Raw genomic sequence first — 18,875 nt, 5'->3', positions numbered from 1 at the left:
CCGGACGGCGCACCCGGGTCAGGGGATGCGCACGAGCACCGCCGTGACGTTGTCCCGGCCGCCGCGCCACAGGGCGGCGCCGATGAGCTTCTCGAGGGCGTCCTCGAGGGTGTCGGCGTCGTCGATCAGCGCGCGGATCTCCTCGTCCAGCAGCTCGCCGGTCAGGCCGTCGCTGCACAGCAGTACGAGGTCCCCGGAGGCGAGGGGGACCTCGGCCACGTCCACCGTGAGCGCCTCGCGCGAGCCGAGCGCGCGGGTGATGACGTTGCGGCGCGGGTGGACGCGGGCCTCGGCGGGGGTGAGCTCTCCCGCGTCGACGAGCATCTGGACCGCCGAGTGGTCCACCGTGAGCTGCTGGAGCACCGGCGAGCCGACGGGCCGCAGGTACACCCGGGAGTCGCCGACGTTCGCCACGGCCCAGCGACCGCGTTCCGTGTCCAGGCAGGCCAGCACGGTCAGGGTGGTGCCGGAGCGCCCCAGCCCGGCCTCGACGACGGCGGCGTCCGCCTCGTGGATCAGGTGGCCGAGGTCCTGGGGCGTGTGGGCCGTGCCCGGGGCGAGCACCTCGGGGGCGCGGCGGCGCAGGGTCTCGATCGCGGCGGCCGAGGCCACCTCGCCGGCCTCGTGCCCGCCCATGCCGTCGGCCACGGCGGCGAGCACCAGCGGCTCCCCCACCACGGTCCACGCGTCCTCGTTCAGGTCGCGGACGGCGCCCACGTGGGTGGCGCCGGCGGCCTGGGGGCGCGGCGCGGACGGAGTCTCGGGGCGGGGGTCCACGGGGTCCTCGATCAGTCGGCGAGCAGGGTCTGGGCCGACCCGTCCAAGAGCAGGGAGGGGCGGACCTCTCCGAACCCGCGGACGATCCTGGGCGGCTGCGGGACGAGCACGAAGCGCTCGTCCCGGGACAGGGCCGCAGCGGTCATGGCGTCCACGAGCACGGTACCCGGATCGGCCAGGGACGTCAGCCGCGCGGCGAGGTTCACGGTGGGCCCGTAGATGTCCCCCATGCGGGAGAGCACCCGTCCCCACGTCAGGGCGACGCGCGCCGAGGGCAGCTCCTCGTCCGCGGCGATGGTCTCGGCCAGGGAGAGCGCGATCGCGGCGCCGGCCTCGGGGGTCTCGGCGTTGAACATGACCTCATCGCCGATGGTCTTCACGAGCCAGCCGCCGCCGGCGGAGATGGTCTCCGCGGCGAGGGACTCGAAGCGCAGCACCATGCGGGCCAGCGTCCGGTCGTCCATGGTCCGGGAGAGCGTCGTGTAGGAGACCATGTCCGCGAAGCCGACGGCGCGGGCCAGCGGCAGCGGCGCGTCCGACTCGGAGCCGTCGCGGCCCTCGGCGCTGGCCGCCAGCCCGGCCTCCACGCGCACGGTCAGGCGCTGGACGGCGCGGTTGAGCTGGCGCCGGTAGACGATCCGCATGGCCTTCTCGAGCGGTCCGACCATGTCCGGGAGCATGTCGACGACGGCCCGCCGCGCCTCCGGGTCCGTCAGGTCCTCGGAGGCGATCTTGTCCTCCACGAGCGCCTCGATCTGCCACACCACCATGCGGTCCGTCATCTGCCCGATCGAGCGGGCCAGCGAGATGGCGGTGTCCTCGTTCAGCGTCCCCGAGCGCACGAGCGTGAGCACGGACTCGAACGCCTCGATGTCCGCCTCGGTGAAGGCCTTGTGCCCCTCCGGCGACGTCGGGTAGCCCAGCGCACGCCAGATCTTCCGGGCGGAGGCCATCGAGACGCCGAGGCGCTGCGCCACCTCCCGTGAGGTGTAGGCGCGCGGGCCCACCACCAGGCCGGCGTCGAGCGTGCGCATCGCGCTCGTCCAGCCGGCGGGCTGGGCGGACCGCTCCTCGACGTCGCGGGCGGTCGTGTCCTCGGCCGGCGGGACGATCGGCAGCGGTGCGGTGTCCGGTGTCTCCGGACGGCTCATCGGAGGTCTCCTGTCGGGACGGGGGCGGGCCAGGTCCTGGTGCGGGCCTGGCGGGTGAGGTGGGCCAGGGCCTCCTCGAAGCGCGCGGCCTCGGGGACGTCGCGCAGCCGCCAGTGGACCTGGCGGGCGGGCTCCTGGAAGAGGATGTGCAGGTCTCCGGCGCCCGAGCCGCGGCGGCGCCGCTGCACGTCGGCGATGGACACGAGCGGCATGGCGGCCCCGGAGCCGCCGACGCCGGCGCGCTGGAGGATGCGGCGGTCGGTGACCACGGTGCGCCGGACGACCCAGCGCCACAGCGGACGGACGGTGCCGGGGAGCAGGACGAGCGCCGCGACCACCCACGCGGCCGCCTCGAGCACGGCGCGGTTCGCGGCGACGATCCCGGGCAGGTCGGGGCGTGCGAGCACGCCGACGGCCAGGCCGAGCAGGAACGCGACGGCCACGAGGACCGCGGCGGGGCGCAGCAGCGCGCGCGGGTGGGTGCGGGTGCGCACCATCACCTGCTCACCGGGCTCGAGTCGCACGGCGGTCACCTCCTGACCGGGACGGGTGTGTCATGCGCCGCGATGGACGTCTCCGCGCAGGTGGGCCACGTCCCCCGCACTGACCTCGGTCTCGATTGTGCCACGATCCGGTGTGACGTGCCTCACGCGCAGGGTGCCGCCGGGACCGAGGCCCACGGCCGTGCCCTCCAGCACGCCGCCGCCGGGCAGCTCGGCGCGCACCGCGCGGCCCAGCGTGGAGAGCCGGTCCGCCACGGCCGCCACGGCGGGGTGACGCCCGTCCACGGCCGCCGTCTGCCCCGCCACGCCCGCCGCGAAGCGGTCCACGGCCGCCACGACGGCGTCGCGCAGCTCGACCGCGAGGTCCCGGGGCGCGGGCACGGCGTCCGCGCCGATCCACTCCGCCAGATCCGTGGCGGTGTCCACCGGGGCGGCCCCGCGGTGGTCCAGGTTCACGCCCATCCCGACGGCGACGCCGGGCCCCTTGCCGTCCGAGTACAGTGCCACCGTGGCCAGCACGCCGCACAGCTTGCGCCCGTCCGTGGCGAGCACGTCGTTCGGCCACTTCACGTGCGTCGGGACACCCCGGGCCGCGAGGCGCTCGGCGACCGTGGCGGAGGCGACGAGCGAGAGCCAGCTCAGGTGGGCCGGAGAGACCGGCACCCCGCCGGACTCGGGACGCAGGTACACGGACAGGGCGAGCGCCGCCCCCGGCGCGGCGCTCCACACGCGGGAGTGCCGACCCCGGCCGGCCCGCTGGTCCGCGGTGGCCACGGCCGCACCGTGCCGGTGCCCCTCGCGGTCCAGCCGCGCGAGGAGCTCATCCTGCGTGGAGCCGGCGGAGTCCAGCCAGGTCAGGTCCGGTGTGGGGGCGTCGTCGGGGTGCATGCCCCTAGATATACACGGCGTCCCCGGGGGCGGGCTGGGCGGGCCGATCCGCCGCCGGGGCGCGCGGACGGGCGGTCCGGGCCGACGTCCTCGCCGTTTGTGGGCTTCCTCCAACGGAGGGCGTCCGCGGCGGCCCGTACACTGGCCGACTGAGCCTCCGCATCTGGCGGACCACCACAAGGAGGACGTGTGACCGATCCCGATCTGACCACCACGGCCGGCCGGCTGGCCGACCTGCATCGGCGGCTCGAGGCGACGGCCGCGCCCGGCGGCCCGGACGCCGTCGAGCGCCAGCACGCTCGCGGCAAGCACACCGCGCGCGAGCGGATCGACCTCCTCCTGGACGAGGGCTCCTTCGTGGAGCTGGACGGGCTGGCCGTGCACCGCACCACCGCGTTCGGCATGGACGCCAAGCACCCGGCCGGCGACGGCCTGGTGTCCGGCTTCGGCACCGTGGACGGGCGCCAGGTGGCCGTCTACTCCCAGGACTTCACCGTGTTCGGCGGCTCGCTGTCCGAGCGCAACGGCCAGAAGATCGTAAAGGTCCAGGAGTTCGCCGCGCGCAACGGCTGCCCCGTGATCGGCATCCTCGACGGCGGCGGCGCGCGCATCCAGGAGGGCGTGGCCTCCCTCGCCCAGTTCGCGGACATCTTCCGGAACAACGTCCTGGCCTCGGGCATGATCCCGCAGATCTCGCTGATCATGGGCCCCTCCGCCGGCGGCGCGGCCTATTCGCCGGCCCTGACGGACGTCGTGGTGATGGTGGACCAGACCTCGCACATGTTCATCACCGGCCCGGACGTGATCAAGACCGTCACGGGCGAGGACGTGGACATGGAGACCCTCGGCGGCGCCCGCTCGCACAACGCCACCTCCGGCACCGCCCACTACATGGCGTCCTCGGAGGAGGACGCGATCGCCTACGTGCAGGAGCTGCTCGAGCTGCTGCCCTCCAACAACCTCGCGGAGGCCCCGACCTTCGAGGCCGCGGACCCGGAGCCCACGGACGAGGACCTCGCCCTGGACGAGATCGTCCCGGACTCCGCCAACCAGCCCTACGACATGCTCGCGGTCATCGCCTCGATCGTGGACGAGGGCCACCTGCTGCAGCTGCAGGAGCTGTACGCGCCCAACGTGATCACCGGGCTGGCCCGCCTGGACGGCATGAGCGTGGGCGTCGTCGCGAACCAGCCGATGCAGTTCGCCGGCACCCTGGACATCGCCGCCTCGGAGAAGGCCGCGCGGTTCGTGCGCTTCTGCGACGCGTTCAACATCCCGATCATCACCCTCGTGGACGTGCCCGGGTTCCTGCCCGGCACGGACCAGGAGTTCAACGGCATCATCCGTCGCGGCGCCAAGCTGATCTACGCCTACGCCGAGGCCACCGTGCCGAAGCTGACCGTGATCACGCGCAAGGCCTTCGGCGGCGCGTACATCGTGATGGGCTCCAAGAAGCTCGGCGCGGACCTGAACCTGGCCTGGCCGAGCGCGCAGATCGGCGTGATGGGCGCCCAGGGCGCCGTGAACATCCTGTACCGGCGCGACCTGAAGGCGACGGCGGAGGCGGGCGGCGACGTCGACGCGCGCCGGGCCGAGATCGTGGCCGACTACGAGGCCGAGCTGCTCAACCCGTACCAGGCCGCCGAGCTGGGCTACGTGGACGCCGTGGTGCCCCCGCACGCCACCCGCGGCCAGCTCATCCGTGCCCTGCGCGCCACCCTGCACAAGCGCGAGGCCCGCCCCGCCAAGAAGCACGGGAACATGCCGCTGTGAGCGCCGCGCTGGGTCCGGGCACCCCGGACGAGAACGACGCGTCCACGCAGGCCACGCCGGCGCCGGCCGACCCGCTGCAGCTCAGCGGCCCGGAGCTGGAGCCGGAGGAGATGGCCGCGCTGGCCGCCGTCCTCGAGGCGGCCGCCGCGGCCCGGGCCGAAGCCGCCCGGCTCGCCGCCGAGGCCGCCGACCCCCGCCCCCTGGACCGCACGCTCCGCCGTCGCGGCGACCTGGGCCTGTGGGCCCGGCCCGGCCGCGGCCAGTGGCGTCAGGGCGCGGGCCCGCAGTGACCCGACGGGCGGGCGGCAGCGCCTAGAGTGCCGGTATGACCCAGCACACCTCCGAGGCCGCCGCCGACGGCGCCCGCACCCCGTCCGCCATCGACGCGCTCGCCGAGCGCTACGTGACCGACCTCCTCGCCCTGCATCCGGACACCGCCACCGAGCTCGGCTTCCCGGGCCGGGAGACCGAGTACACGGACTTCTCCCCCGCCGGCGCCCGCGCGGACGACGAGCTCAACGCCCGCCTGCTCGAGGAGCTGGCCGCGTTCGAGCCGCAGGACGAGACGGACCGCGTCACGAAGGCGGCCATGCAGGAGCGCATCGGCCTGGAGCGCGAGATCCACGCGACCGGCCGCACCGAACTGAACAACATCGCCTCCCCCGCCCAGGGCATCCGCGCGGTCTTCGACCTCATGCCCACGGACACCGCGGAGCAGTGGGGCCACATCGCCGGCCGCCTCGAGAACCTGCCGGCCGCCCTGCGCGGCTACACCGAGTCCCTGCTCGCCTCCCGCGACGCCGGCCACGTGGCCGCGGTGCGCCAGGTGGACATCGTGGTGGAGCAGGCCCGCGCCCACGGCGCCGCGGGCGGGTTCTTCCCGGGCCTGGTCGAGCGGGCCGAGGCAGCCGACGTCGTGGACGACGCCCTGGCCGCCCGCATCCGCTCCGGCGCGGACGCCGCCGCGCAGGCCTACCGCGACTTCGCGGACACGCTCGAGGCCGAGCTGCGCCCGCACGCCCCGGAGGCGGACGGCGTCGGGATCGAGTACTACCGGCTGGCCTCCCGCGTCTTCCTCGGCGCCGAGATCGACCTCGAGGAGACCTACCGGTGGGGCCAGGAGGAGCTGGCCCGCATCATCGCCGCGCAGCAGGCGGACGCCGAACGCATCCGGCCGGGCGCCACGATCGAGGAGGCGCGCGCGATCCTGGACGCGGATCCGGAGCGCACCCTGAAGGGCACCGAGGCCCTGCGCTCGTGGATGCAGCGGCTCTCCGACGACGCGGTCGAGGCCATGAAGGAGCACTTCGAGATCCCGGCCCCGATGGACCGGCTCGAGTGCATGATCGCCCCCACCCAGGAGGGCGGCATCTACTACACCGGCCCCTCGGACGACTTCTCCCGGCCCGGCCGCATGTGGTGGTCCGTGCCCCCGGGCGAGGACGAGTTCACCACGTGGGCGGAGACCACCACGGTCTACCACGAGGGCGTGCCGGGCCATCACCTGCAGATCGCCACCGCCATGATGAACCGGGAGAACCTCAACCTGTGGCGCCGCAGCTTCTGCTGGACGTCCGGCCACGGCGAGGGCTGGGCGCTGTACGCGGAGAAGCTCATGGAGGAGCTCGGCTTCCTCGACGACCCGGGCGACCACCTCGGCATGCTGGACATGCAGCGCATGCGCGCGGCCCGCGTGGTGTTCGACATCGGCTACCACTGCGGCTTCGACGCCCCCGAGTCCGAGGGCGGCGGCGCGTGGACCCCGGAGAAGGGCTACGCGTTCCTGGCCAAGCACCTGATGATCTCCGAGGGCCAGCGCCGCTTCGAGTTCACGCGCTACCTCGGCTGGCCGGGGCAGGCGCCGGCGTACAAGGTGGGCCAGCGCATCTGGGAGCAGATCCGCGCCGAGCACGAGCAGGCCGAAGGCGCCGACTTCGACCTCAAGGGCTTCCACACGCGGGCCCTGCGCCTGGGCGGCATGGGCCTGGACACCCTGCGGGAGGCGCTCGCGTGATCCCGCACGACGACGGCGCGGCCGGCCCCGGCACGGGCCTGCGGCTGGTGCTCGGCTCGGCCTCCCCCGGCCGGGCGGAGGTCCTGACCCGGGCGCGGGTGCCGTTCCACGTCGTCGTCTCGGGGGTGGACGAGGCGGCCGTGGGCGCGGCGGCGGGTGACCCGTCGCCGGCGGAGCTGGCGGGCCTGCTGGCGCAGGCCAAGGGCCGCGACGTGGCCGCCCGGGTGGCGGCCGCCGGCGTCGAGGCGCCCACGCTCGTGCTCGGCTGCGACTCCGTGTTCGAGTTCGAGGGCCGCGCCCACGGCAAGCCCCACGAGCCCGAGGTCGCCGTCGAGCGCTGGCGCGCCCAGGCCGGCCGGGAGGGTGTGCTGCACTCGGGCCACTGGCTGGGCCTGGTGCTGCCGGAGCCCGGGGCCGGGTCCGGGGTGGCCGCGGAGGCGGGCGTGGTGTCCGCCGTCGTGCGCTTCGGCGCCGTCACCGAGGCCGAGATCCAGGCCTACGTGGCCACGGGCGAGCCGCTGCACTGCGCGGGCGCGTTCACGGTGGACGGCGCGGGCGCGGCCCTCGTGGACGGCGTGGACGGGGACCCCAACGCGGTGATCGGACTGTCCGTGGCGTGGCTGCGGCGGGCCACGGCGGCCCTGGGTCAGGACTTCACCCGATTGTGGGAACCCTCCAACGCGCAGCGCTGATCCGGCGCGACAGGGCCGCGTGCCTCGGAGGGTTCCGCCACAACGAGTAGGGTGCTGGTCAGAGTCGGCGCCGTCCCGCGCCCTTCGCCCCACCGGGTGAGGGGCACGACCCCGGACGTGGCGCCCGCACCCCCAGCCGTGATCGTCCGAGGAGTCCATCGCCCATGAGCATCGCCGACGCACCGCAGGCCTCGGTCGTCCCGCCCGTCGACCCCGCGGCGGAGCGCCGGTTCTCCCGGGTGCTGATCGCCAATCGCGGCGAGATCGCCGTGCGCATCATCCGGGCCTGCCAGGATGAGGGGCTGACCTCCGTGGCCGTCTATGCCGAGCCGGACCGGGACGCCCTGCACGTGAGGCTCGCAGACGAGGCCGTGGCCCTCGGCGGGGAGACCGCCGCCGACTCCTACCTGGTGATCGGCAAGATCCTCGACGCCGCCGAGCGAGCGGGCGCGGACGCCGTGCACCCCGGCTACGGCTTCCTCTCCGAGAACGCGGACTTCGCGCGCGCCGTGATCGACGCCGGCCTCGTGTGGATCGGACCGCCCGCCGAGGCGATCGACCGGCTGGGCGACAAGGTCTCGGCCCGCCAGCTGGCCACCAAGGTCGGCGCCCCGCTGGCGCCGGGCACCACCTCCCCCGTGACCGGCACGGAGGAGGTCGTCGCGTTCGCGGACGAGTTCGGCTTGCCGGTGGCCATCAAGGCGGCCTACGGCGGCGGCGGCCGCGGCATCAAGGTGGCCCGCACGCGCGAGGAGATCCCCGAGTTCTACGAGTCCGCGGTCCGTGAGGCCGTGGCCGCGTTCGGCCGGGGCGAGTGCTTCGTGGAGCGCTTCCTGGACAAGCCGCGCCACGTGGAGACGCAGTGCCTGGCGGACGTGCACGGCGACGTCGTCGTGATCTCCACCCGCGACTGCTCGCTGCAGCGCCGCAACCAGAAGCTCGTGGAGGAGGCCCCGGCGCCGTTCCTCACGGACGAGCAGAACGCCCGCCTCGTGGAGTCCTCCAAGGCGATCCTGCAGGAGGCCGGCTACGTCGGCGCGGGCACGTGCGAGTTCCTCGTGGGCCAGGACGGCACCATCTCCTTCCTCGAGGTGAACACGCGCCTGCAGGTGGAGCACCCGGTCTCCGAGGAGATCACCGGCATCGACCTCGTGCGCGAGCAGTTCCGCCTGGCCCGCGGCGAGGCCCTCGGCTACACGGACCCGCAGCCCCGCGGCCACTCGATCGAGTTCCGCCTCAACGGCGAGGACCCGGGCCGCAACTTCCTGCCCGCCCCCGGCCGGCTCACCACGTTCCGCATGCCCAGCGGCCCGGGCGTGCGCGTGGACTCCGGCGTGGTGGAGGGCGAGACCGTCTCCGGGGCCTTCGACTCCATGGTCGCCAAGCTGATCGTCACCGGCGCGGACCGCCGCCAGGCCCTGCAGCGCGCCGCCCGCGCCCTGCGCGAGGCCGAGATCGTCGGCATGCCCTCGGTGCTGCCCTTCCACCGCGCCGTGGTGAGCGACCCCGCCTTCGCCCCCGAGATCGCCGGCTCGGAGGAGCCGTTCTCGGTGCACACCCGGTGGATCGAGACGGAGTTCGCGAACCACATCGAGCCGAGCGCCCTCACCCCGGCGGAGCCGGCCCCCCGCGAGGCGCGCCACACCGTGACCGTGGAGGTCAACGGCAAGCGTGTGGACGTCACCCTGCCCACGTGGGGCGAGGCCCTGCACACGATCTCCGGCGCCGCCCAGCGGGCCGGTGCGGGACGACGTCGGCCCCGCGGCAAGCGCGGCGCGCCGGTGGCCGCGGCCGTCAGCACGGACGCGCTGACCGCCCCGATGCAGGGCACCGTGGTGAAGGTCGCCGCCGAGAACGGCCAGACCGTGGCCGAGGGTGACCTGATCGTGGTCGTGGAGGCCATGAAGATGGAGCAGCCGCTCGCGGCCCACCGCGCGGGCGTGGTCAGCGGGCTCGAGGTCGAGCCGGGCCAGACGGTCACGGCCGGCACGGTGGTCGCCACCATCGCCGACGCGGAGTGAGCCGCCAGCGACGACGGCGGGGAGCGCCGTCGTCGCCGGCTGGTTCCACATGGTGGACGCAGGGGACGTGACTCTCGCAGATCGGCGTGATGAGGCCTAGCCTGACACGCATCTTCGTCTCACATCGTGGTCGATCGCGACCCCCTGTGCCCGTCATACCAGGGAGACACCATGTCCCACTCCACCCCGCCCGTGAACCCGGGCGCCCCCACCGCCACCACCGATCTCGCGTCGGACGCGGTCGCCGCTGCGGAGGAGGTGCCCCGCTCCCGGGTCATCATCGCCTCGCTCGTGGGTACCTCGATCGAGTTCTACGACTTCTACATCTACGCCACGGCCGCCGTCTCGGTGTTCCCGCTGATCTTCTTCGCGGGCGGTGACGACAACACGGCCCTGCTGGCCTCCATGGCCACCTTCGGCGCGGCGTTCGTCGCCCGGCCGCTGGGCGCCGTCGTCTTCGGCCACCTGGGCGACCGCGTGGGCCGCAAGACCACGCTCATCGGCTCGCTGCTGACCATGGGCATCGCGACGTTCCTCATCGGCCTGCTGCCCACGTACTTCCAGATCGGCCTGTGGGCGCCGGCCATGCTGACGCTGCTGCGCTTCTTCCAGGGCCTGGGGCTCGGCGGCGAGTGGTCCGGCGCCGCCCTGCTGGCCACCGAGTACGCCAAGGACGGCAAGCGCGCGCAGGCGGCCATGTGGCCGCAGCTCGGCGCGCCGATCGGCTTCCTGCTGGCCAACGGCCTGTTCCTCACGCTCGTGCTCGGCTTCGACCACGACTCCACGAGCCCGGTGCTCGACGGCCCGTTCCTCACGTGGGTGTGGCGCCTGCCGTTCCTGCTCTCGATCGTGATGGTGGCCGTGGGCCTCTACGTCCGCGTCAAGCTCGAGGAGACCCCGGTCTTCCAGCGCGCCCTCGACCGCGACCAGCGCGTGAAGGCGCCGCTGGGCGAGGTGTTCCGCCGCAACTGGTGGGAGCTGATCCTGGGCACCTTCGTCATGTACGCCACCTACGTGCTCTTCTACCTGATGACCACGTGGATCCTCTCCTACGCGATCGGCAAGCCGGCCAACGGCTTCCTGGGCGTCCCCTACGCCGAGTTCCTCGTGCTGCAGCTCGTCGGCATCCTGTTCTTCGCGGCGTTCGTGCCGGTCTCCGGCCTGCTGGCGGACCGCTTCGGCCGCCGCCCCACCCTGATCGTGATCTCGGTGCTCATGGTGCTGTTCGGCCTCTCGTTCGGCCTGTGGCTCTCGCCGGAGAACATGGGCGTGGGCGCGGAGCTGAACGTGCCGCTGATGCTGGCGTTCCTGGCCACGGGCATGACGCTCATGGGCCTGACCTTCGGGCCGATGTCCGCGGTGCTGCCCGAGCTGTTCCCCACGAACACGCGCTACACCGGCTCCGGCATCGCCTACAACGTGTCCTCGATCCTCGGCGCCGCGCTGACCCCGTTCATCGCCGCCTGGCTGGTGCAGAAGTTCGACGTCTCCTACGTCGGCTACTACCTGGCCGCCGCGTCGGCGATCACCGTCATCGCACTGGCGCTCTCCCCTGAGACCCGACACACGGACCTCGACACCGTCACCTCGGCCCGCGAGCGCCGCGCCGCGCGCTGACCCCGGCCAGCCCCTCCCGCCCGGGCCCCCGCCCGCACTGTCGAACGTGACATCGGCGGAATGGACGCTTTCGGTCGTGAGTTGGGCCCTATCTCACGACCGAAAGTCGTCTCTGGGTCAGATGCGCACGTGGAGGCGGCGCGCCGCCTCCGCGATCGACCCGGACATCGACGGGTACACGGTGAAGGTGTCCGCGAGGTCGTCCACGTGCAGCTTGTGCGTGACCGCGAGCGCGAGCGCGTAGATCAGCTCGGAGGCGCGCGGCGAGACCACCACGCCGCCGATCACGGTGCCGGAGCCCTGACGCGCGAAGATCTTCACGAACCCCTCCTCCGCGCCGGACATCTTGGCGCGGGGGTTGGTGTGGAAGTCCAGGCGCAGCACGTCCGCCTGGTACTGGCCGGAGTCCACCTGCGCCTGCGAGACGCCCACGGTGGCGATCTCCGGCGAGGTGAAGATGTTCGAGGCCAGCAGGTGCGGGCGCAGCGGCTTGAGGGCGTCGCCGAGCAGGTGGGCCACGGCGATGCGCCCCTGCATGGCCGCCACCGAGGCGAGGGCGAGCTTGCCCGTGCAGTCGCCCGCCGCGTAGATGCTCGGCACGGACGTGCGGGAGACGCCGTCCACGAGCACGTGGCCGGAGCCGGACAGCTTCACGCCCACGTCGTCGAGGCCGAGGCCCGCCGTGTTCGGCACGCCACCGACGGCCACCAGCGCGTGGGAGCCCTCGATCGACGGGGTGTCCTCGGCCCCCTCGCCGGAGAGGTGCACGCGCACGCCGGTCTCGGTCCGCTCGACGGACTCGGCCCGGGAGCGGGAGACCACCCTGAGGCCGTTGCCCTTGAAGACCTTCTCGAGCAGCTCGGCGGCGTCGGCGTCCTCGCCGGGGAGCACGCGGTCGCGCGAGGAGACGAGGGTGACCTTGGCGCCGAGGCGGTTGTAGGCCGAGGCGAACTCGGCGCCGGTGACGCCGGAGCCCACGACGATCAGGTGCTCGGGCAGCTCCTTGAGGTTGTAGACCTGCTTCCAGTTGAAGATCCGCTCGCCGTCCGGGACGGCGGTGGGCAGCTCGCGGGGGCTCGCGCCGACGGCCACGAGGATCGCGTCCGAGGTGATGATCTCGGGCTCGGCGCCGGCGTCGGCGTCGTCGAGGGCGCGGACGGACACCTCGTGGGGGCCGACGACGCGGCCCACGCCGTCGATCACCCGGACACCGACCCGCGCGAGGCCCGCGCGGATGTCCGAGGACTGCTCGTGGGCCAGGTTCAGGATGCGGTGGCCGACCCGGCCCATGTCCGCGTGGGCCTCGGCCCCGCCGAGGTCCACCCCCAGGTCCACGGAGGCGCCCACGCGGCGCATCGAGTCGGCGGCGGCGATCAGCGTCTTGGAGGGGACCACGTCCGTGAGGACGGCCGCGCCTCCCACCCCCTGGCGCTCGACCAGGGTCACGCGGGCGCCCAGCTTCGCGGCCACCATGGCGGCCTCGTAGCCGCCGGGGCCGCCGCCGATGATGGTCAGGGACGGGATGAAGGTGCTGTTTTCCTCGGTCACGGGCTCCATTGTGTCCGCCGCGGACGGGAAAGTCCTAGCCCGCGGCCACGGGACACCGCCTAGACTCCACGACGTGACCGACCAGACCAGCATCCCCTCCCCCGACTCCCCCCTGACCGGCGACCACCCGGGCTTCGCCGAGGCACGCGCGGCCGCCGACACCATCGCCCGGGCGACGGGCGTGGCGGAGCACCGCGTCGCCGTCGTCCTCGGTTCCGGCTGGGGCGAGGCCGCCGGCCTGATCGGCGACGAGGTCGCCGCCGTGCCGCTGGCCGAGGTGCCCGGCTTCCACGCCCCGAAGGTGCCCGGCCACAACGCGGTGATCCGCTCGGTCCGACTGCCGGACGGCACGCACGCCCTCGTCTTCGGCTCGCGCACGCACTTCTACGAGTCCCGCGACGCCCAGGCCGTGGCGCACACGGTCCGCACCGCCGCCGCCGCCGGGGCGCGCACCGTGGTGCTGACCAACGGCTGCGGCGGCCTGGACCCGGAGATCGCCCCGGGCACCCCCGTCCTGATCGCGGACCACATCAACCTCACCGGCGCCACCCCGCTCGCCGGCGCCACGTTCGTGGACCTCACCGACCTCTACTCCCCGCGGCTGCGCGCGATCGCCCGCGAGGTGGACCCGTCCCTGCGCGAGGGCGTGTACGTCCAGTTCGCCGGCCCGCAGTACGAGACCCCCGCCGAGGTGCGGATGGCGCGCACCCTCGGCGGCGATCTCGTCGGCATGTCCACGGCACTGGACGCGATCGCGGCCCGTCACGCCGGGCTGGAGGTGTTCGGCATCTCGCTGGTGACCAACCTCGGCGCCGGCATCTCGGAGACGCCGCTGTCCCACGCCGAGGTCGTGGAGGCCGGTCAGGCCGCCGGCCCGCGCATCGCGCGCCTGCTCGCGGACATCGTGGGGCGGCTCTGATGCCCGCGCATCCCCCGCACGACGACGTCGCCGCGCTGCCGGAGGACGTCCTCGCCCGGGCTGAGCGGTGGGCGGCGGAGGACCCCGATCCCGCGCACCGGGACACCCTGCGCGCCGAGCTCGACGCGGCCGCCGGCGTCGGCCCGGAGGCCGCGGCCGCCCGGGCGGCGCTCGCCGCCCGCTTCGCCGGGCCGCTCGCCTTCGGCACCGCCGGCCTGCGCGCGGAGGAGGGCCCGGGCGAGTCCCGCATGAACCGGCTCGTGGTGCGCCGCACCGCGGCCGGTCTGGCCGCCCACCTGTGGGACGGCGTCGGGCGGGACGCGGCCCCGCCGCTGGCCGTCGTCGGGTACGACGCGCGGCACGGTTCGGCCGCCTTCGCCGCGGACACGGCCGGCGTCCTGACGGCCGCGGGTGTGCAGACCGTCCTGCTGCCTGATCCGCTGCCGACGCCGGTGCTCGCCTTCGCGGTGCGCCATCTCAGCGCGGACGCCGGCGTGATGGTCACGGCCAGCCACAACCCGCCCGCGGACAACGGCTACAAGGTCTACCTCGGCGGGCGTCTCACGGACGAGGCGGGTCGGGGGGCGCAGATCGTCTCCCCCGCGGACGCGCAGATCGCCGCCCGCATCGACCACGCGGCGTGGGCCGCGGACATCCCGCTCGCCGACGACGGCTGGACCGTGGCCGGGCCGGACCTGCTGGAGGCCTACCGCGCGGCGGCCCTCGGCGTGCTCGACGACGACCGGCACGGCCACCGCGACCTGCGCGTGGTCTACACGCCCCTGCACGGGGTGGGCGGCGCCGTGGTCCCGGGCCTGCTCGAGGACGCCGGCTTCGGCCCCGTCCACGTGGTGGCCGAGCAGGCCGCCCCGGACCCGGCCTTCCCCACGGTGGCGTTCCCCAACCCGGAGGAGCCGGGGGCGATGGACCTCGCCCTCGCCCTGGCCGCCGAGGTGGACGCGGACCTGGTGATCGCCAACGACCCCGACGCCGACCGCCTGGCCCTGGCCGCGCCCGTCACCGACGCGCACGGCGTCCGTACGTGGCGGATGCTCTCGGGCGACGCCGTCGGGACGCTGCTGGGCGCGCACGCGATGCCGGCCCTGCACGCGGCCGGCCGCAGCGCCGCGAACTCCGTGGTCTCCTCCCCGCAGCTGGCCGCCCTGGCCGAGGCGAAGGGGGTGACGCACCACGTCACGCTGACCGGCTTCAAGTGGATCTCCCGCGCCCCGGACCTCGGCTTCGGCTACGAGGAGGCCCTCGGCTACTGCGTGGACCCGGACATGGTGCGGGACAAGGACGGCATCACGGCCGCCCTCATGGCCGCGGAGCTGGCCGCCGCCCTCAAGGCGCAGGGACGCGGCCTGACGGACGCCCTGGCGGACGTCGACGCGGTCACCGGCGCCATGCCCAGCGCCCAGGTCTCGGTCCGCGTGGCGGACCCGTCCCTGATCGCCCGCACCATGACCGCCCTGCGTCAGCAGGCCCCGGCCACGCTCGCGGGCGAGCCGGTCACCGTGCACCGGGACCTGGCCGCCGGCGGGGACGGGCTGCCGCCCACGGACGCACTGCTGTTCGCCACCGACTCCGGCACCCGCGTGCTCGTGCGTCCCTCCGGCACCGAGCCGAAGCTCAAGTGCTACCTCGGCACCCGGGACGCCGACCCGGCCGCGGCCGCCGAGCGGCTCGAGGCGCTGCGGGCCGAGGTGACGGCCCTCGTGGGCGGCTGAGCCTCGGTAGGCTGGTGGGCATGACCGTCTCCCTCACCACCGCCGAGCTGGCGAAGTACATCGACGCGACCGCCCTGAAGGCCGACACCTCGGAAGCGGACGTGCGCCGCCTCGTAGCCGAGTCCCGCGAGGCCGGGGTCAAGAGCGTCTGCATCAACCCCGTGTGGGTGCCGCTGGTGGCCGCCGAGCTCGCGGGCTCGGACGTGCTGACCTGCACCGTGATCGGCTTCCCCCTCGGCGCCAACGCCTCGGAGGTCAAGGCCTTCGAGGCCCGGCAGGCGATCGACGCCGGCGCGGACGAGGTGGACATGGTCCTCGACATCGCCGCGGCCCGCGCCGGGGACCGCGCCCGGCTCGTCGCGGACGTCCGCGCCGTGGCCGAGGCCGCGCATGCGGGCGGCCCCGCGGGTGAGGGCGGGGCGCTGCTCAAGGTGATCGTGGAGACCGCCCTGCTGGACGACGACGCGATCGTCCTGGCCTGCGAGGCCGCGGTCGAGGCCGGGGCGGACTTCGTCAAGACCTCCACGGGCTTCTCCACCGCGGGCGCCACCGTCGAGCACGTCGCGCTGATGCGCCGCACCGTGGGCGAGGACATCGGAGTGAAGGCCTCCGGCGGGGTGCGCACCCGCGCGGACGCCCTGGCGATGATCGAGGCCGGCGCCACCCGGATCGGGGCCAGCTCCGCGCTTGCTATCCTGGGATCCGACTGACTCGCATCACTTCGGCCGGGCGTCCGCCCCGGCCGGGACCGCACCGAAGGAGCATCACGTGATCCGCAACGGCAAGGCCATCGACCACTCCAACGTGGGCGGCGTCTGGGGTTCCCTGATCGCCTTCATCGTCGCCTTCGGCGTGTTCCTCGGCTGCCTCTACGCCATGGGCTTCTGGTCGCTCGAGTCGGTCTGGGTCCCCGGCCTGATCGCGCTGGCCCTGGCCACCGTGGCCTTCATGATCCCCCAGGTGTTCCTGGGCCGCAGCGACACCGTGGACACCACCGCCATCCACACCCGTCCCGCCGTCGAGCACGCCGCCGCCGGCGCCCACGCCGTCGAGACCGGCGCCGCGCACCGCTGAGCCGTCCCGGAGTCGAGGATCGCTGACACCGGTCGTCCGGCCGCCACGCGCCGAAGGGCGTCCACCCGCAACACGGGGGTGGACGCCCTTCGGCTTGTCTCCATCGCGGCGGTGGTGCTGGGTCACGCGTACCTGACGGACCTCACCTTCAGCCGGTACCTGGAGATCTGGCGGATGCCGCTGTTCTTCTTCCTCACCGGCTACTTCTGGACGCGCGGCCGCCCCTGGGCCAAGGACGTGCGGGGCCGCTTCCGGAGCCTGATGGTGCCGTATCTGGTGTGGGCGGCGCTCATGTCCGTGGCGGCGTTCGCGTGGTTCGCCGACGACCCCGACCTCCTGCGGCGCCTGATGCTCACCGGCTGGTACGGGGGCGCGGACCAGGAGCCCCCGTGGTGGGCGTTCTGGTTCATCTCCGTCCTGTTCTTCACCACGGTGCTGCGCCGATTCCTCGAGCGCTTCCCGTCCGCCGTCGCCTGGGCGGTGGGCCTGGCCGGGCTGGCGTGGGCCCACCTCGTTCCGGACTCCGCGATCGCCCGCACGCCGCTGGGCGTCGGGCTGGCCCTGCCCTGCCTGCTGTTCGTCCTCAGCGGCGAGATGTTCCGCCGCCACGTCCAGCCGCACGTGCGGCGCCATCGGACGCTCATCGGCGTCGGCCTGGTGCTGCTCGGGCTGGTCGCGGTCCGGCTGGGCCTGGAGCCGCCCAACATCAAGTTCGGCGGCTTCGGCACGCCGGTGCTCACCCCCGCCGTGGGCGTCCTGATGTCCGCGGGGATGGTGCTCGTGTTCGGTTCCATGGTGGAGAGGCTGCTGCGCTCCTTCGCCCGACGCACCGGGACGGGTCAGGCCCTGCGCCGCGTCATCACCGCCCTGGTCCGGACGGGCACGGTGGTGGTGCTGCTGCACGGCTGGGTGCTGATGTGGATCATGCGCCACGGCGTGGAGGACAACTTCGCCAAGTTCGCCCTCGCGCTCGCCCTGAGCTGGGTGGCAGGCCTCGCCCTGCTCGCCACCCCCCTGTCCAAGCCGTTCACGGGGGCGCGCCGCCGCTGGTACCCGGTGCACCGCCTGCGACGCGTGGAGCCCCCGCACCCCGTCACGTCCGCGCTGCCGCGCGTCACGACCGCCTCGGAAAGGACACACCCATGAGCAGGGATCATCGCCCCCCGATCCGCAATCCGTTCCTGCCGCCGACCCCGGAGGAGCTCGAGGTGCCGGCCCGCGACGGCGGCCACCCGGCGGGTGACGGCGGTGACGTCGGCGCCCCGGCGGCCTCCACGGCGCGGGAGGATCGCCTCGCCGAGTTCCGGCTCGGCTCGGCGTTCCGCCCCCACCCGGCCGACCCCGCCGCGCCGCGGCAGCGTGCGACGCCGGTCGAGCGCACGGCGGCTCCCGAGACCGCCGCGGCTCCTGTGCCGGCCGCGCCTGCCTCACCGGCCGCCAGTGCCCCCGGCGTCCTGCCGAGCGCCCGCGTCCTCGTCGTGTGCACGGGCAACATCTGCCGCTCCGCCTACGTGCAGTACGCGCTGCAGGCGCAGCTCAACGCCCTGCTCGGCGACCGGGGGCGCGCGGAGGTCACGAGCGCGGGCACGGAGCCGAACCAGGCGCTGACCGTCCCCGGACCGCTGCTCGACCTCGCGCCGAGCCGCCGCGTCCGCGCCGCGCTGACACACCATCGACCGCAGCAGCTGACCGGACGTTCGCTGGCGGGCCAGGACCTCGTGCTGACCGCGACGGACGACCACCTGGACGAGGTGCTGCGCGAGGACCCCGCCGCGGTGCGCCGGACCTTCACGATCCTCGGCATCGGCACCCTCCTGCGCGACCACGGCGAGGAGCTCGCCGCTGCGGTCCCTCCGGGCGCGGGCGTCACCGCGCTCGTGACCGCGCTGGCGGAGCTGCGCTCCCGCCTGATCGCCCACGGGGAGCAGCCGGACGCGGATCTGCCGGACCCGTTCCGCGGCCCCGCCGAGGGCTACGCCGCGATGGCGCAGACCGCGCAGCCGATCGTCGAGCTGCTGGCGTGGGAGATCGCCCGGGCCCTGGACGGGGACCTCGTGGAGGACGAGGACCCGACGGGCGCCTGACCGGCCGGCCTCAGAGATCGGGGACAGCGCCGCCTCCACTGCCACGCGCAGGGGGTGCGCAGCCGGGGGCGGACAGGCGCAGCC

At 74.3% G+C, this 18,875-nt stretch carries 17 protein-coding genes; 12 read left to right on the top strand and 5 right to left on the bottom strand.

The genetic code is table 11. From position 1 onward, the window contains the following. Positions 1-18: 18 nt before the first annotated feature. From AC3RKA_RS02840 to AC3RKA_RS02825, 4 genes are read right to left on the bottom strand one after another with little or no spacing between them, the layout of a single operon-like run. On the bottom strand, positions 19-777 hold the full coding sequence (locus AC3RKA_RS02840) for a PP2C family protein-serine/threonine phosphatase (RefSeq protein WP_002854360.1): 759 nt from the start codon (positions 775-777) through the stop codon (positions 19-21). 11 nt (positions 778-788) lie between these two features. Then, positions 789-1,928 carry an adenylate/guanylate cyclase domain-containing protein gene (locus AC3RKA_RS02835; RefSeq protein ID WP_002854368.1) on the bottom strand — a complete coding sequence of 380 codons (1,140 nt, stop codon included), beginning with the start codon at positions 1,926-1,928 and terminating at the stop codon, positions 789-791. Next, on the bottom strand, positions 1,925-2,452 hold the full coding sequence (locus AC3RKA_RS02830; RefSeq protein WP_136940746.1) for a PH domain-containing protein: 528 nt from the start codon (positions 2,450-2,452) through the stop codon (positions 1,925-1,927). Before AC3RKA_RS02830 ends, AC3RKA_RS02835 begins: the two co-directional genes overlap by 4 nt. Positions 2,453-2,482: 30 nt before the next feature. After that, the gene (locus AC3RKA_RS02825) at positions 2,483-3,319 is read right to left on the bottom strand and encodes a biotin--[acetyl-CoA-carboxylase] ligase (RefSeq protein ID WP_489727463.1); all 837 of its coding nucleotides are present in this window, start codon (positions 3,317-3,319) and stop codon (positions 2,483-2,485) included. 189 nt (positions 3,320-3,508) lie between these two features. Between AC3RKA_RS02825 and AC3RKA_RS02820 the strand changes: the two genes are divergently transcribed. The 6 genes from AC3RKA_RS02820 to AC3RKA_RS02795 all read left to right on the top strand — a co-directional run bounded on the left by AC3RKA_RS02820 (position 3,509) and on the right by AC3RKA_RS02795 (position 11,436). Beyond that, on the top strand, positions 3,509-5,092 hold the full coding sequence (locus AC3RKA_RS02820) for an acyl-CoA carboxylase subunit beta (protein WP_222959020.1): 1,584 nt from the start codon (positions 3,509-3,511) through the stop codon (positions 5,090-5,092). After that, on the top strand, positions 5,089-5,382 hold the full coding sequence (locus AC3RKA_RS02815; RefSeq protein WP_248073924.1) for a hypothetical protein: 294 nt from the start codon (positions 5,089-5,091) through the stop codon (positions 5,380-5,382). Before AC3RKA_RS02820 ends, AC3RKA_RS02815 begins: the two co-directional genes overlap by 4 nt. A gap of 35 nt (positions 5,383-5,417) precedes the next feature. After that, the gene (locus AC3RKA_RS02810; RefSeq protein ID WP_248073926.1) at positions 5,418-7,106 is read left to right on the top strand and encodes a DUF885 domain-containing protein; all 1,689 of its coding nucleotides are present in this window, start codon (positions 5,418-5,420) and stop codon (positions 7,104-7,106) included. Beyond that, positions 7,103-7,798, top strand: coding sequence for a Maf family protein (locus AC3RKA_RS02805; protein WP_248073928.1), 696 nt, complete (start codon positions 7,103-7,105; stop codon positions 7,796-7,798). Before AC3RKA_RS02810 ends, AC3RKA_RS02805 begins: the two co-directional genes overlap by 4 nt. Before the next feature lie 164 nt (positions 7,799-7,962). Further along, positions 7,963-9,819, top strand: coding sequence for an acetyl/propionyl/methylcrotonyl-CoA carboxylase subunit alpha (locus tag AC3RKA_RS02800; protein ID WP_065573286.1), 1,857 nt, complete (start codon positions 7,963-7,965; stop codon positions 9,817-9,819). Between the two features lie 171 nt (positions 9,820-9,990). Then, the gene (locus AC3RKA_RS02795; RefSeq protein WP_065573287.1) at positions 9,991-11,436 is read left to right on the top strand and encodes an MFS transporter; all 1,446 of its coding nucleotides are present in this window, start codon (positions 9,991-9,993) and stop codon (positions 11,434-11,436) included. A 117-nt stretch (positions 11,437-11,553) separates the two neighbouring features. Here the strand turns inward: AC3RKA_RS02795 and AC3RKA_RS02790 are convergent, their stop codons facing one another. Then, positions 11,554-12,984, bottom strand: a complete 1,431-nt coding sequence (locus AC3RKA_RS02790) for an NAD(P)H-quinone dehydrogenase (protein ID WP_080983876.1) — start codon at positions 12,982-12,984, stop codon at positions 11,554-11,556. Positions 12,985-13,057: 73 nt separating this feature from the next. On the opposite strand from AC3RKA_RS02790, the gene AC3RKA_RS02785 reads away from it, so the two are divergent. The 6 genes from AC3RKA_RS02785 to AC3RKA_RS02760 all read left to right on the top strand — a co-directional run bounded on the left by AC3RKA_RS02785 (position 13,058) and on the right by AC3RKA_RS02760 (position 18,791). Further along, entirely contained in the window at positions 13,058-13,903 is an 846-nt protein-coding gene (locus tag AC3RKA_RS02785) for a purine-nucleoside phosphorylase (protein ID WP_002854392.1), read from the top strand. Further along, positions 13,903-15,633, top strand: a complete 1,731-nt coding sequence (locus AC3RKA_RS02780) for a phospho-sugar mutase (protein ID WP_489727462.1) — start codon at positions 13,903-13,905, stop codon at positions 15,631-15,633. Before AC3RKA_RS02785 ends, AC3RKA_RS02780 begins: the two co-directional genes overlap by 1 nt. 20 nt (positions 15,634-15,653) lie before the next feature. Beyond that, complete coding sequence (gene deoC / locus AC3RKA_RS02775) at positions 15,654-16,343, top strand: deoxyribose-phosphate aldolase (RefSeq protein WP_036334234.1); 690 nt, start codon at positions 15,654-15,656, stop codon at positions 16,341-16,343. Positions 16,344-16,401: 58 nt separating this feature from the next. Then, a complete protein-coding gene (locus AC3RKA_RS02770) occupies positions 16,402-16,707 on the top strand; it encodes a hypothetical protein (protein WP_098471326.1) in 306 nt (101 codons plus the stop codon). A 78-nt stretch (positions 16,708-16,785) separates the two neighbouring features. After that, the gene (locus AC3RKA_RS02765) at positions 16,786-17,853 is read left to right on the top strand and encodes an acyltransferase family protein (protein ID WP_489727461.1); all 1,068 of its coding nucleotides are present in this window, start codon (positions 16,786-16,788) and stop codon (positions 17,851-17,853) included. Next, on the top strand, positions 17,850-18,791 hold the full coding sequence (locus AC3RKA_RS02760; RefSeq protein ID WP_489727460.1) for an arsenate-mycothiol transferase ArsC: 942 nt from the start codon (positions 17,850-17,852) through the stop codon (positions 18,789-18,791). The genes AC3RKA_RS02765 and AC3RKA_RS02760 overlap by 4 nt, the downstream gene beginning before the upstream one ends. Positions 18,792-18,875 lie beyond the last annotated feature (84 nt).

It is taken from the genome of Micrococcus sp. iso_229 (assembly GCF_058072725.1).
Note: the sequence above shows the minus strand (reverse complement) of the source record. Positions and strands in the feature narration are given on the sequence as shown.